The organism is Odoribacter sp. N54.MGS-14, from assembly GCF_000980295.1.
GTDB lineage: Bacteria > Bacteroidota > Bacteroidia > Bacteroidales > Marinifilaceae > Odoribacter > Odoribacter splanchnicus.
The window spans coordinates 1-14207 of sequence record NZ_LARL01000008.1 but is presented as its reverse complement, the minus strand read 5'-3'; the positions used below and the strand labels follow the sequence as shown (position 1 = coordinate 14207).

The 14207-nt window shown below is 42.4% G+C and carries 10 protein-coding genes; 4 read left to right on the top strand and 6 right to left on the bottom strand.

Annotation, left to right across the window (positions count from 1 at the left end; all coding sequences use genetic code 11):
• Positions 1-217: 217 nt before the first annotated feature.
• Positions 218-2113 (bottom strand): transcription termination factor Rho, encoded by a 1896-nt coding sequence (rho, locus tag WS42_RS03035; protein WP_013610531.1) that lies wholly within the window; start codon positions 2111-2113, stop codon positions 218-220.
• 252 nt (positions 2114-2365) lie between these two features.
• Between rho and WS42_RS03030 the strand changes: the two genes are divergently transcribed.
• Together WS42_RS03030 and tatC are read left to right on the top strand one after the other, a co-directional pair.
• The gene (locus WS42_RS03030; protein ID WP_013610530.1) at positions 2366-2557 is read left to right on the top strand and encodes a Sec-independent protein translocase subunit TatA/TatB; all 192 of its coding nucleotides are present in this window, start codon (positions 2366-2368) and stop codon (positions 2555-2557) included.
• Between the two features lie 18 nt (positions 2558-2575).
• Positions 2576-3373, top strand: coding sequence for a twin-arginine translocase subunit TatC (gene tatC / locus WS42_RS03025; RefSeq protein WP_013610529.1), 798 nt, complete (start codon positions 2576-2578; stop codon positions 3371-3373).
• A gap of 91 nt (positions 3374-3464) precedes the next feature.
• Here tatC and WS42_RS03020 read toward each other — a convergent pair whose 3' ends face one another.
• The 3 genes from WS42_RS03020 to WS42_RS03010 all read right to left on the bottom strand — a co-directional run bounded on the left by WS42_RS03020 (position 3465) and on the right by WS42_RS03010 (position 7463).
• On the bottom strand, positions 3465-4625 hold the full coding sequence (locus WS42_RS03020) for an MFS transporter (RefSeq protein WP_013610528.1): 1161 nt from the start codon (positions 4623-4625) through the stop codon (positions 3465-3467).
• A 77-nt stretch (positions 4626-4702) separates the two neighbouring features.
• Positions 4703-6169: a glycoside hydrolase family 125 protein gene (locus tag WS42_RS03015; RefSeq protein WP_013610527.1), complete on the bottom strand. Its 1467-nt coding sequence runs from the start codon at positions 6167-6169 to the stop codon at positions 4703-4705.
• A gap of 193 nt (positions 6170-6362) precedes the next feature.
• Positions 6363-7463 carry a glycoside hydrolase family 43 protein gene (locus WS42_RS03010; protein ID WP_013610526.1) on the bottom strand — a complete coding sequence of 367 codons (1101 nt, stop codon included), beginning with the start codon at positions 7461-7463 and terminating at the stop codon, positions 6363-6365.
• A 269-nt stretch (positions 7464-7732) separates the two neighbouring features.
• On the opposite strand from WS42_RS03010, the gene WS42_RS03005 reads away from it, so the two are divergent.
• The gene (locus WS42_RS03005) at positions 7733-11761 is read left to right on the top strand and encodes a hybrid sensor histidine kinase/response regulator (RefSeq protein WP_022161002.1); all 4029 of its coding nucleotides are present in this window, start codon (positions 7733-7735) and stop codon (positions 11759-11761) included.
• A gap of 33 nt (positions 11762-11794) precedes the next feature.
• Here WS42_RS03005 and WS42_RS15255 read toward each other — a convergent pair whose 3' ends face one another.
• Complete coding sequence (locus WS42_RS15255; protein ID WP_162613235.1) at positions 11795-11935, bottom strand: hypothetical protein; 141 nt, start codon at positions 11933-11935, stop codon at positions 11795-11797.
• A 141-nt stretch (positions 11936-12076) separates the two neighbouring features.
• Here WS42_RS15255 and WS42_RS03000 point away from each other — a divergent pair, with 141 nt between their 5' ends.
• Complete coding sequence (locus tag WS42_RS03000; RefSeq protein ID WP_013610524.1) at positions 12077-13039, top strand: ROK family protein; 963 nt, start codon at positions 12077-12079, stop codon at positions 13037-13039.
• Positions 13040-13387: 348 nt separating this feature from the next.
• Here the strand turns inward: WS42_RS03000 and WS42_RS02990 are convergent, their stop codons facing one another.
• Entirely contained in the window at positions 13388-14080 is a 693-nt protein-coding gene (locus WS42_RS02990; protein WP_022161003.1) for a hypothetical protein, read from the bottom strand.
• Positions 14081-14207 lie beyond the last annotated feature (127 nt).

The following is a 14207-nucleotide window of genomic DNA, read 5'->3' as shown; positions in this document are numbered from 1 at the left end:
TTGCAATCTGGAGATTGCAATTTTATCAACAAAGTGCTATTTAGACTTATTACAAATATACAAATGAGCAGTAAAAAACGATAAGAATAGTATATTTTATTGTAAGAGTATATTTTGACTTACAATCTGAAAGTAAAAAAGAATTTTTCCACAAAAAATAGAAGTGCCGGAAGTAAAAAACTCCCGGCACTTTTAAAAAAGTATTGAAATTAATTTCTTATTTATCATTCATCGAAATCAGGAATTCCTCGTTCGATTTTGTTTTTTCAAGCCGATCTTTCACAAACTGCATTGCTTCCACAGAGTTCATATCGGTCAGGTAGTTTCTCAGAATCCAGATGCGGTTGAGGGTATATTCCTCGAGCAACAAATCTTCGCGACGAGTGCTGGAAGCAGTAATATCCACAGCCGGATAAATCCGTTTATTGGAAAGCTTACGATCCAATTGCAATTCCATATTACCGGTACCTTTAAATTCTTCGAAAATCACATCGTCCATCTTCGAGCCGGTCTCGGTCAAAGCCGTAGCTAAAATAGTCAGCGATCCACCGCCCTCAATATTCCGGGCAGCTCCGAAGAAGCGTTTCGGTTTATGCAAAGCGTTGGCATCTACACCACCGGAAAGAACTTTACCGGAAGCGGGCGATACCGTATTGTAAGCACGTGCCAAACGGGTGATAGAATCCAGCAGGATCACCACATCATGTCCGCATTCCACCATTCTTTTGGCTTTTTCCAAAACGATATTGGCCACCTTGACGTGTCTTTCTGCCGGTTCGTCGAAAGTAGAAGAAATGACTTCGGCTCTTACGCTCCGTGCCATGTCTGTTACTTCCTCAGGACGTTCATCGATCAACAGGATGATCAGATAAACTTCGGGGTGATTCGCAGCGATCGCGTTGGCAATCTCTTTCAGCAATACGGTTTTACCGGTTTTAGGCTGAGCGACGATCAGACCGCGCTGTCCTTTACCGATCGGAGCGAACATATCTACAACTCGGGTAGAAATGGTAGCTTTTCCATTACCGGTAATATTGAATTTCTCATTCGGAAACAGAGGAGTCAGGTGATCGAAAGGAATACGATCCCGGACTGCATCGGGAGTTTTCCCGTTTATTTTTTCCACCTTGATCAAAGGAAAATACTTCTCTCCTTCTTTCGGCGGCCGTACCGTTCCTTCTACGGTATCTCCGGTTTGCAAACCGAACAACTTGATCTGGCTTTGCGAAACATAGATATCATCGGGAGAGTTAAGGTAATTGTAATCCGAGGAACGCAAAAAGCCATATCCATCGGGCATAATTTCCAATACACCCGAATTCAGAATAATACCTTCGAATTCATAATATTTATCGCGCTTATCAAACCGCATCCGGTTCGGATTAGTATTTCCGTTTCCATTTCCAATCGCAGGTTCCTGACGGTTTTCCTCATACCGGTTTTCCTGTACTTCTACTAATTCCGGTTGTATCGTATCGTTTTCGCGTTCACCTTGGTAATCGTAATTTTCTTTATCGAATTCTTCTTCGATCACATCTCCGAAATCCAGATCTTTTTCTATGATATCCTCATGTACAAAACGATTAGCCCGCTCTTTTGGGGGATTATTCTGAGGCTTCCGGGCAAATTCTTTACGTCCTCCGCTCCATTTTTCTTCGCGGTTATTTTGATTCTGCCGGAAATCTTCGCGGCGGCGTTCTTCTTTTTTAGGTTCTTCCTGTTTTAGAGTTTCCTTTTTTACTTCTTCACGCAGCGGTTCCTCGTTCTTTATCTCTTCGCTTTTCACCTCTTCCTTCTTTACTTCTCCTTTTTTCTTCTCTTCGCGACGGGCGAATTTTTGTACCCCACCTTTAGAGTCACCTACTTTCTCTACTCCGGGACGAACTACCCGGATTCTCGGTTTTTTCTCTCTTTTTTCAACCGGAGCAGCGGCTTCGGGAGCAGCAGGCTCTACAACAGGTTCAGACTGAGCAGCCACTAAAGCCTGCTGATCCAATATTTTATAGATTAGTTCTTGTTTTTTATAAGACTCTACTCTTTTGATATTTAACGTTTTAGCAATCTGCCGCAAATCTGCCAGCAATTTGTCATTTAGTTCCAGAATGTCATACATAGAAATGATGCTATGGATTTTATTGATTTGTAAGTATAATCATCCGCACAGAGTCGGATGGAATTGAAATATATTGCAAAAATAGAAATAAAATCAATATCTCCCAAAAATTATTTCATAAACTTTAGCATGGAGTATAGCAATTGAATCACGATCTCTTATTCGTAATGAACAAAAATAGTTCTAAAATAACCATAAGCTTAGAAAAATCCGGGAGAAATCATTAAATTTGTGCGATAAATAAATTAAAAAATGGAAAGATTATTGATTTTTGGTTTGGGTGGACAAGAAATTCTTTTTATTGCGTTGATTGTGTTGTTACTTTTCGGAGGCCGGAAAATACCTGAATTGATGAAAGGTTTGGGGAAAGGAGTAAAAAGTTTCAAAGACGGCATGAATGGCGTTGAAAATGATTTGAATCCCGATAATAACGATAAAAAGTAATTCTCAACTTTTAAAAGCATGCAGGAAGCAAATGAGAAAGAGATGACTTTCTGGGATCATTTGGATGAACTCAGAAAGGTATTTTTTCGTATTGCCATAGCCGTTATCCTTTTGGCTTGTATAGCTTTTCTGAATAAAGAATTACTTTTCGATATCGTCCTGGCTCCACAGCAGTCGGATTTTATTCTCTATCGTTTTTTCAACCGACTGGCGGCCGATTTTTCCATGCCTTCCCTGCAAGTAGAAGACTTTCATGTAGAGCTGATCAATATCCAGTTGACCTCACAATTCATGATTCATATGAGCACTGCGTTTTATGCCGGTTTGTTGCTCGCTTCTCCTTACATCATTTATTTGTTGTTCGGTTTTATCAGTCCGGCCCTACATGAAGCCGAACGTAAAACCTGCCTGAAAATTATGATTCCGGGGTTTTTCCTATTTATTACCGGCATCTTGCTCAATTATTTCGTGATCTTTCCGCTTTCTTTCCGTTTTTTGGCAACCTATCAGGTCAGTGAACTTGTAGTCAATAAAATATCGATCTCTTCCTACATCAGCAGTTTTACCATGCTCTCGTTATTGCTGGGAGCAGCTTTTGAAATCCCTATTATCGCTTATTTTTTGTCTAAATTAGGACTGATCACCGCTCCCATGCTGAAACAATACCGGAAATATGCTTTAGTGGGTATCCTGGTCATAGCAGCGATCATCACCCCAACTTCGGATGTCTTCACTTTATTACTGGTCTCTATACCTCTCTATTTCCTATATGAACTCAGTATTCAAGTGGTAGGCAGAAGCCGGAAGAAAAAATAGAGAGCGGCAGACTCCTCCTGTAAATAAAAAGTCCTGAAGAATCTTCAATTCTCCAGGACTTTTAGTTAAAAGCCATTCAATAATATTCAACTTATTTCTTAGCTACTTTAATTCCATAAGAACAGAATAACAGGTAAGCAGTACAAATAGCAATAATAGTAACTGAACCACCTTGTCCGCCGACAGCATCGGCACAGATCCCCATCAATGGAGGAGCGATAGCACCACCGGCAACCCCCGTAATCATCAAACCGGAAATTTCGTTCGCTTTTTCGGGACGTGCCTGAATAGCCATAGAATAAACCACGGCGAAGATACTGGAAGCCGCGAAAGCGATAATACAAACCAAAGTAAGAATTGCAGCCTGGCCGGTAGCGAACCACAACCCACAAACCGCAATCATAGCAATGATCATATTGATCCGGAAATAGCCTCTTTCAGATAATTTGGCCAACAGGAAAGCACCACAAAAAGTACCTATCGTACGTGCAGCAAAATACCAACTTGTACCGTATCCTGCACTTTCGGTAGAAATCCCCGGAACTCGTTCGAGTAACAATTTCGGAGTCAATGTATTCATTCCCACGTCCAAGCCAACGACACACAAAATACCAAAAAATAACAATAAAATTTTATTATCTCCCAGCAATTTTAAAGTTGCAGGAAAAGAGGAGGTTTCTCCTTCGACCTTCTCTCTCTGAATCGGAGTCAGGAACAACCAAGCGGAGGAAATCAAAGTAACCACGGCATAAATCGGGAACATCAGCGCCCAGTTTCCTAAAGCAGCCGAACAATATCCAGCCAAAAGCGGTCCGACAAAGGAAGAAATGGCTTTTACAAACTGCCCTGCCGTCAAACTACTGGTCAACCCTTTTCCCTGTACAACGTTCGCCAATAACGGATTCAAAGATACCTGCAGAATGGTATTACCGATTCCCAATAAGGCAAACGCAACATAACAGGAGGTTTCACTGAAATCAATGAAAGGCAATACCATGCCGGCGAAAGTGAACAGCATACTCAATAATACTGTATTTTTTCGTCCTATCCGGTTCATTAACATGGCTGTAGGTACAGACAAGATAAAAAACCACAAAAATACCATTGACGGCAAAAAGCCGGCTTGTGTTTCGGTCCACTGGAACTGCTCCTTCGCATAAGTTACAGAAATCCCCACCAAATCACAGAATCCCATAATGAAAAAACCGAACATTACGGGCAAGATGTAAATAAACTTGTTCTTTTGTTCCATTCTGTTAAAAATTAAGTGTAGTTTCAAATTTTATCCCCCTATTTCCTATACCGGAATACAGGGATAAGTATTTGGTTTTATAGATTATTCAGTAGTGAAATCTTTTTATTCTCCACCAGGTTCACAATCAATTCCCCGAACAAGGTATTCGTCCAGGCGAACCAATGCCGGGTGAATTTAGTCGGATTATCTTTGTGGAAAGATTCGTGCATAAATCCGGTACCACCGTCTGTATCTCTCAGCATCCGGATACATTGACGTATTTCACCGTCATTGTCCGCAGTAAATGCACGCATAATAATACTCATCGGCCAAATCATATCGTAACCGATATGAGGGCCACCGATTCCTTCGCCTGCTTTTCCTTTGAAAAAGAAAGGATTATCCTGACTCCAGACCAATTTACGGGTATTCCGGTAAACCGGATCTTTCGCAGAGATAGTTTTCAGGTAGGGCATCGCCAGCAAACTAGGCACATTGGCATCGTCCATAAAGTAGTTGTTACCGAAGCCATCGATCTCGAAGGGATATACTTTCCCATATTTCGGATGGTTTACGATAGCATATTTATGGATAGCGGCCTGCACTTCGTCGGCCAAAGCCATACACTGTGAAGCAAAAGTACTGTCACCCGACACCTTATTCGAAATCTCGGCCAATTGTTTCAATGAGGCAACGGCAAACATATTCGAAGGAATAAGGAAACCGAAAGTCGTTGCATCATCCGAAGGCCGGAAAGAAGAAACGATCAATCCCACCGGATTGACAGGGTTTCCCCAACCGTCATTATTCAAGGTATCCAGTTGTCGTTCGGTCTTCCGTTGGAATTTATAAGGTCCGTGTCCGTCTTTCCGCTGTTGTTCCTTAAACGTTTGCAGCACCAACGCCATCGATTTTTTCCATTCCTGATCGAAAACACTGGTATCACCGGTCACTTTCCAATATTGATAAGCCAGCCGGATCGGATAGCACAGGGAATCGATTTCCCACTTCCGTTCGTGCACATACGGCTTCATCTCGGTAAGGTCGGTCGCCCATTCGCTCGATTCCGCTCCATGAGTAAAACCGTTGGCATAACGGTCGATCTGGATTAACTTGGTCTGCCGATTAATCACTCCTGCAATCAACAGACGTAATTGTTCATCTTTCTTACACAAAGCTACATATGGCCACACCTGTGCTCCTGAATCCCTCAACCACATGGCATCGATATCTCCTGTAATCACGAAAGTATCGGGTTTACCGTCGATCATCTTAAAATTAACAGTAGTATCCAATGTATTCGGGAAACAATTTTCAAACATCCAGGCCAGTTTCGGATCTTTCAATTTCTTTTTCGTTCCGGCGATCACTTCTTCAACGGCCTTTGAAGTAAAATGACGTTCTTCGGGTTTCGGACGTTGGCATACATAACCGTCGGCAGCTGCAGAAGCACCGCTTCCCTGTCCGTTATTTCCCATCATAGCCTTCAAAGGGGAACCACTCATCGCCGCAGCAGCTATAGCCAAGCCGCTTTTCTTAATAAAATCTCTCCTTGTTACCATATGTAAAAATTATAATTCAAAATACACCAATCAAACGATGGCGAAAGATATTCAAAAAAAAGTTAGAAATACAATCTTTCTATATTTTTTAAAACATATTTTGTATATTCATCTCCCTGAACAACCACACCTCTACGGTTCTGATTTCCAAAATTATTCTACACTTATTCTATATTTCGCCCCCGACGTTCACTCATAAACCCGAAGGTTTATTCAAGCGGACAGAAAGCGGTAGAGGTACACCTAAATAAGGTATTCCGTCCTTATCCCATTCGATCTTTTGCAAACGGGGTGTTCTGGAATCCCGGGAACCGGCAGGGTCGTTTTCTACACTTCGGGCGTCGTATAAAAGATAATCCTCTTTCCCGTCAGGTGAAGGGATAAAACTGACATGTCCCGGTCCGTATACCTTATTTTCCGGACACTGTTTAAACACAGGGCGGGTTGATTTCGTCCAGGAATCCGGATCCAGCAAATCGCTGTCGGCATCGGCCATCAACATTCCTACCGCATAAAAACAAGTCCAGGTACCACTGGCAGAATAAAAGATGAAAATCTTATCCCCTTTCCGGCTTTTATAAAACTGAGGGGATTCGTTCACATAAATCGTATATGCCGTTTTACTTCCATCCGGATTGATCCATTGGCGTTCCCATTCGAACTCGGGCTTCGAAAGTAAAACCCGGTCGGATTCCAGGGTCCAGGGATTTTTCATCTTAGCGATATAAATGCATTGGTGTTCGGTACTCACCCGACGGGACTGCCAACCGGACCAGGTCATATACCATTCTCCCCGGTGTTCGAAGACATTCGGATGGATCGCCCAATTGTTATTCTTATCCGTACTGATCCGTCCTTTCAACTCGAATTCACCTTCGAAAGGATCTGCCGAACTATTCTCCAATACGAATAATTGATGATTATCCATATTATCGTCGGAAGCAGCATAATACACATACCATTTGCCTGCAATGGGATGAATTTCAGGTCCCCACAGATGATGAGCATTAGACGGATCTTTCGGTATCCAGATCACTTTATGCTCCGCATGTTCCAAATCCGTAATATCCCGGGTACGCCACAATTCCAACCGATCGACCGCCTCCTGCATGTAATAATACCAACCATCGTAATAATTCGCCCAACATTGAGCACCTTCCGTTTTCAGCGGATTTACAAATGTATTTTCTTGCTGTATATTCTCCTCCTCTTTTTTTTCAGACTTTTTATCCCGGCAAGCTCCTAGCATTACCATAGCCAGAAAAAAAATCAATACATTTTTTATTCTTTTCATCTTTTTACTAATTTTTATTGCAGCTATTGTATATTACAAAGTAATCTATTTTTTTTAAAGGAAAATAGCAATCTCTATTCTTTTTTTTACAAAATCTGACCATGCACACGTTTGTATAAAATACATAATCTACTAAATACCAACAGATTAACTAAATATATCCGACTCTAAAAATCAAAGAATAAATAGAGAACAATTTCCTGCTCTTGCAGAATCCAAAATCAATTGTTTACTTTGTAAAAACAGTTTTAAACCACTAAGATGTACCTATGAAAATCATACTTAGTTTGTTTTTCGTGCTTTTACATTCCGTACTATCTTATGCTTACAATCAATTTTCTTTTGTCAAGTATCAGGTAGAAAACGGACTGTCTCACAATACAGTATGGTATACAATACAGGATCATCAAGGTTTTATGTGGTTCGGTACCAGTGACGGTTTGAACCGTTTCGACGGGAAAAACTTCAAAATTTTCCGCCACATCCCGAAAGACAGTACTTCTTTGGGAAATAATATTGTCCGGACCATTTTCGAAGATGAAAGACAAAATCTTTGGGTAGGTACAAACCGGGGAATATACATTTTCAATTCACAGCAGGAAGAGTTTGAATTTTTCGACAATAAAACGGAAGACGGAGTATTAATCAGTAGTAATGTTTACGATATAGAGCAGAGCCACGACGGCTCAATCTGGATAGCTACTTTCGGACAGGGATTGTTTATCTATACTCCCCAGACCAACACTCTGATTCAAAATACACAACATTCTTCTTTTATCAAATCCATTACCTCCTCCGGTTCAGGGGATATGTACATCGGCACCCGGCAGGAAGGAATCATTTGTTTCGCCCCTAACGGAATCTATAAACGTTCCTTTTCTCCCGACCTCCAGACTACGGAGCAAAATAACGAAACCAATGCACTTTATTACTACAACGATACCTTATGGTTCAGTCTCGGCACCAACAGCCTGAACATGCTGGATTTGAAAAGTAATCGAATACATACTTTCCCCACTCAGTTCGGCACGACCAATGTGACCAATATCCGTAGTATTCTTGTGTATTCGGATACCGAATTACTCGTAGGAGCGGACAACGGGCTGTACCTTTTCAACCGGACGACCCACCAGTTTTTACGAATGGACGATCCTTCGAATCCGAAAAGTCTGAGTGATCAGTCTATTTTCAATATCTTCAAAGACCGGGAAGGCGGTATCTGGATTTCCACCAACCTGGGAGGGGTGAATTATCTGCCCCGTAACCTGAAACCTTTCCAATCTTATTTTCCCCGTTATCAATCGGGATCTATCTCCGGTAAAGCCATCAGTGAATTTTGTGAAGATGCACAGGGAAATATCTGGATAGCTACAGAAGACGGTGGTTTGAACTATTTGAACACGAAAACAAACCAGATTAAGAGCTATCTGCCGGGAGCCCGGGGAGCCAGTATCAGCTATCACAATATCCATGCTTTATTCCTCGACGGCCCGAAATTATGGATAGGCACTTTTTCAAGAGGCCTGGACATCCTGGATCTTACCACCGGACGGGTCGTCAATCATCAGCATACGCGCGGAGATATCCGAACCATCAGTGACAACAGTATTTACTCCATATACAAAGACCGGGAAGGTACTATCCTGATCGGAACAGCCTGGGGATTAAACCGTTACAATTCATCCACCGGGGATTTTTCACTCATCACCGATGTCGGAACCACTTCCCACATCTACGACATCCTGGAAGACAGCAGAAACAATCTGTGGATTGCGACTTATAATACCGGCCTTTTCCGCTATCATTACCCGGATAAGAGCTGGACACATTACAACTATAACCCCGACCAAAAAGGATCTGTAACCAGTAACAGTATCATCACCATTTTCGAAGACAGCCGGCAGAACATCTGGTTCGGGACAGAAGGAGCCGGTTTGTGTACATTCGATTACGACACCGAAACTTTTGCTTCTTTCGATCCGGAAAACCAGGTATTGCCTAATCCGGTGGTTTATGCCATCGAAGAAGATAAAGCCGGAAATTTATGGATAGCCGGAAATGCCGGATTATTATCGATCAATCCTCAGACCCGGAAATGGAAACTATATACGCAAGCCGACGGGTTGCAAAGTAACCAGTTCAATTTCCATTCTTCCCTGCATGCTCACGACGACAAGCTCTATTTCGGCGGAATCAACGGATTCAACTGTTTCTATCCCGAAGATTTCCGGGAAAATACTTATATACCGGAAGTAGTCATCACCCGGTTCAGCCTTTTCAATCAGGAAATAGGGCCCGATACTCCTGACTCCCCTTTATCCCGGTCCATTACTCAAACTTCTGCGATTACGCTGCCCTACGATCAGAATACCTTCAGTTTTACTTTTGCTTCCCTCAGTTATCAGGCTCCGGACAAGAATGAATATGCCTATATGCTGGAAGGAGTCGATAAAGAATGGATCTATACCGATGGTAAAAATGAAGCCTCATACACCAACCTCCAACCGGGAGATTATGTTTTTCGGGTGAAAGGTTCGAACAACGACGGCTTATGGAATACCGAAGGTTCCTCGATCAGTTTACAGATTCTTCCCCCTTTCTGGAAAAGCAGCTGGGCTTATCTGTTTTATACCATTTTAATCTTATTCCTGGGAGTTATGACTTTCAGATCCTGGTCCAAGCGGGTGAAGAAGCAACACGAAGAATTACTGAAACAATACAGACAACAACAGGAAAAAGAAACCTATCAAACCAAAATAAACTTTTTCACTCAAGTAGCCCATGAAATCCGTACTCCGTTAAGTTTGATCAAAATGCCTCTGGAAAGTATTATCCAATCCGGCGACGGCAATGAAGAGACGAGGAAATACCTCACTACCATGAATCAAAACACGGACCTTTTACTCAACCTGATCAACCAACTGCTGGATTTCAGGAAAACAGAGACAAATGAATTCAAACTCAAACTGAGAAAATACAATTTAAACGAATTACTTCACAACATAGTAAGTCGTTTTGCCCCGGCAGCCCAGTTAAAAAATATCGCCCTGGATGTCCAATTGCCCGTAACTCCTTATATCGGCTGTGCGGATGAAGAAGCACTGACAAAGATCATCAGCAATCTCTTGAGCAATGCCCTGAAATATGCCCACGATAAGATCGAAGTGACATTACAAACCGAGCAGGAATATTTCGAGATCCGGGTATCCGACAACGGTCCGGGCATTCCCCGTTCGGACAGGAAAAGAATTTTTGAAATCTTCTATCAAACGGACAACAGCCGGGGCGGAACCGGAATCGGCCTGCCTTTAGCCAAGTTGCTGGCAGAAAAACATGGCGGCAGACTTTATCTGGACGAACAAACACAGAAAACTACATTTATTATCCATATTCCTCTGTTGCAAGAAAATACCCAAGAAGACGATCAGGTAAAACTGGAACTGTTGACCTCTCCGGTAAGCGATACGGGCAAAGAACTCCAGACTCTTGAAGGGAAAGGCAGCTATAGTATTCTTTTAACAGAAGACAACACCGAATTGCTGAGCCTGACAGCCGAACAATTGAATAAATATTACCGCATCCTGATGGCCCGGAACGGGAAAGAGGCACTCGTCATTCTAAAGGAAGCAAACGTCGATCTGGTAGTCAGCGATATCATGATGCCGGAGATGGACGGTTACAGCCTGTGTGAAAGCATCAAGAACAACCCTCAATATTGTCACATTCCGGTTATCCTTTTAACCGCCAAGACTACGACCGACGATAAAATCAAAGGACTTCAATACGGCTCGGATGCTTACATCGAAAAACCTTTCTCTGTACAACATTTGAAGACTCAAATAGACAATCTGTTGCAAAACCGTCAGAAACTACGGAAGCTTTTCGCTTCTTCACCTTTGGTTACAGCCGAAACGATGGCTATTTCGCCCAAAGACAAAGAATTTATCGAACGTCTGGATGCTGAAATTCAAAAGAACCTGCAGGAACCGACTTTCTCTATCGACACACTGGCAGAAATCATGTGTATGAGCCGTTCGAATTTCTATCGGAAAATCAAAGGGATCTCAGGTATGTCGCCCAACGACTACCTGAAGACAATCCGTTTGAAGATGGCTGCCGAATTGCTTTTACAACAGGAATACCGGATCAACGAAATCTACGAATTGGTCGGGTTCAGTTCTTCTTCTTATTTCACGAAATGTTTTAAAGAACAATTCGGAGTTCCCCCGAAAGAATTTTTGAATAACGCTAAAAACAATGCCGGAAATAAATCGTCAGAAATAGTAACACGGACATGAAAATCAGTTGATTTTCTATCGTTGCAATCCTTTTTACAGTCTGCAGCCCATATCCGGCAGGATATTCCGGTCAATCTGTTCATCGGCACTTCCGGATACAACGGTCAGGTAGATCCGGAGCAAACCGACAGAGGGAAAAACTTTTACCCTCAAAGTCGAAGGCCGGCATTCCATAGAGGTTCCTATCCGGAAAATAGAACCGAACGGGTTACGAATCGACAATATCCAGCTCGAACATGCTGAAATTGTCCGGGGAGGAGAATTGATTTTTAAATATTAGGGCTATATTTGCACTACTAATTAAATCACAAGATCATGAAAAAAGACGTCGCTTTAGGGATTGACATCGGTGGTACCAACACCGCTTTTGGTTTTATCGACAGAGAAGGGAACTACCTTACAGAAGGGAACATCCCGACAGCTAAACATGAAGATATCAACGATTATCTGAAAGAATTATATCTGGAAATCGAAAAAGTACTGGATCCTATCCGCCAGGAAGTCAACTTTGTAGGAATCGGAATCGGAGCACCCAATGGTAATTACTTCAAAGGAGCGATCGAATTTGCACCGAACCTGCCTTGGCACGATGTCATTCCTTTGTGCGATATGATGAAAGAATACTATCCCGAACTGCCGGTTTATCTGAACAACGACGCCAAAGCTGCAGCTATCGGTGAAATGATTTACGGCGGTGCCCAAGGGATGAAAAATTTCATCATGGTCACTTTAGGTACCGGTCTGGGTAGTGGATTCGTAGTCAACGGCGAATTGGTTTACGGACACGACGGCTTTGCCGGAGAACTCGGTCATACCATCGTTTCTCCCAACGGCCGCCAATGTGGTTGCGGACGTAGCGGTTGTCTGGAGACCTATGTATCTGCCACGGGAGTAAAACGCACCGCTTATAAAATGATGGCTAAATATAACTATCCGAGCGAATTGAGATCCATCCCTTTCAATGAAATGAATGCGAAAATCGTAAGCGAAGCTGCACAAAAAGGCGATATGATCGCTATCAATACTTTCAAATATACCGGAAAAATGCTGGGTGAAGCTTTGGCCAACGCCGTTGCCATCACCAGCCCAGAAGCCATCTTCCTGATGGGAGGCCTGGCCAAAGCCGGCGACCTGCTTTTCGAACCGGTAAAAGATCATATGGAAATGAATCTTTTGAAGATTTATAGCAATAAAGTCAAAATCTTACCTTCTAAACTGACTAAGAATGTCGCCATTTACGGAGCTGCTGCTTTAGTCTGGAAAGAGCTGGAAAAATAAACTTCGAATCCTGCGGGTCAGGCTAAAACCTACCCGCAGGATTTTAATAATCAATCGAATAACCATAGCAAGGCAATTATAAGTAACCACTTCAACACCTTTTCCTCCCAATCTGTTTCCCTGCATTTCCCCCTATAACGATAGACAATCTGTATCTCTGTTATTGTTGAATTTTGCTTTTGTCGTTTTATTCCGGCCATATTCCTCAGACTTTGAATTGCAATTACAGTCGTCATTCTACTACTGTAATAATAATACAAAAATATACGACAAGTATAATCGTTATCATAGTGTACGGCCACATAATTTTCCCCTATATCCCCCCTATTCATTCTCAAAAGCTTACAATCAACCATTTTTCTTTCGCAGATAAGCGATCAGGCTTTGGCGTAATTCGTCCATAAATTTAGTCAGCTGTTCTCTCTCCTTCAATTGGTACATCAGCGAATCATAATTAGCCGGGAAATCGAGTCCCAGACAATCGGCCAAAAAACGCACCGTACCGATTTGTGTGACACTTTTACTATCACCTTCCAATTTTCCGGAAGCCAGCAAAGACAACGAAAGTTCCAACAATTCTGTCGGAGTCAATCTCAATTTATACTCCTGTTTCAGAAACGATTCGCGACAATAAAACAATTTTTGCTGACGTTCCAGGGAGGTATGCTGTAAAATCAGATAACGGGCGATCGTTTCCCGGGTAACTGCAGGCAAATCGTTCAGGGCAAGCAGGGCTCCCTGCTCGCGGATTGTCAGATACCGATGGGTCCAGCCAAAATTGTCGTCATAACGATACAATTGATTAAACTGGTTAAAGCGTTCCATAATCACTTTCATCAACACCGGATCTTTACCGGCCCGTTCGACCCAATCCGCTAAAAACGAAGTGCACATAATCTCCCCGATCATCAAATGACTGTTAAAGTCACTTATACTCCGGGCTTCATTAAACCAAACCTGATCTGTTTCCTCTTTATGAATAGTCACATCGGCATGCATAAGATTCTGCAAATAGACCAGTACTAAATTTAAAACTTCCATCTGAGTGTTCCTGAATATTCTCCTGAGATAACTTATGATGTCGTTTACCCGCTACCGTCAAGATAGAAGTGCAACACCATCCCCCTCTTCCTCCGTCCTTGGAGCGTAGCGGAAAGGGAGGAGAAAG

Excerpts from the sequence above, each read along its gene's own strand:
- tatC (WP_013610529.1), top strand. The coding sequence starts at position 2,576 with ATGCAGGAAGCAAATGAGAAAGAGATGACTTTCTGGGATCATTTGGAT.
- WS42_RS02990 (WP_022161003.1), bottom strand. The coding sequence starts at position 14,080 with ATGGAAGTTTTAAATTTAGTACTGGTCTATTTGCAGAATCTTATGCAT.
- WS42_RS03010 (WP_013610526.1), bottom strand. The coding sequence starts at position 7,463 with ATGAAAAGAATAAAAAATGTATTGATTTTTTTTCTGGCTATGGTAATG.
- WS42_RS03015 (WP_013610527.1), bottom strand. The coding sequence starts at position 6,169 with ATGGTAACAAGGAGAGATTTTATTAAGAAAAGCGGCTTGGCTATAGCT.
- WS42_RS03000 (WP_013610524.1), top strand. The coding sequence starts at position 12,077 with ATGAAAAAAGACGTCGCTTTAGGGATTGACATCGGTGGTACCAACACC.
- WS42_RS03030 (WP_013610530.1), top strand. The coding sequence starts at position 2,366 with ATGGAAAGATTATTGATTTTTGGTTTGGGTGGACAAGAAATTCTTTTT.
- rho (WP_013610531.1), bottom strand. The coding sequence starts at position 2,113 with ATGTATGACATTCTGGAACTAAATGACAAATTGCTGGCAGATTTGCGG.
- WS42_RS15255 (WP_162613235.1), bottom strand. The coding sequence starts at position 11,935 with ATGGAATGCCGGCCTTCGACTTTGAGGGTAAAAGTTTTTCCCTCTGTC.
- WS42_RS03005 (WP_022161002.1), top strand. The coding sequence starts at position 7,733 with ATGAAAATCATACTTAGTTTGTTTTTCGTGCTTTTACATTCCGTACTA.
- WS42_RS03020 (WP_013610528.1), bottom strand. The coding sequence starts at position 4,625 with ATGGAACAAAAGAACAAGTTTATTTACATCTTGCCCGTAATGTTCGGT.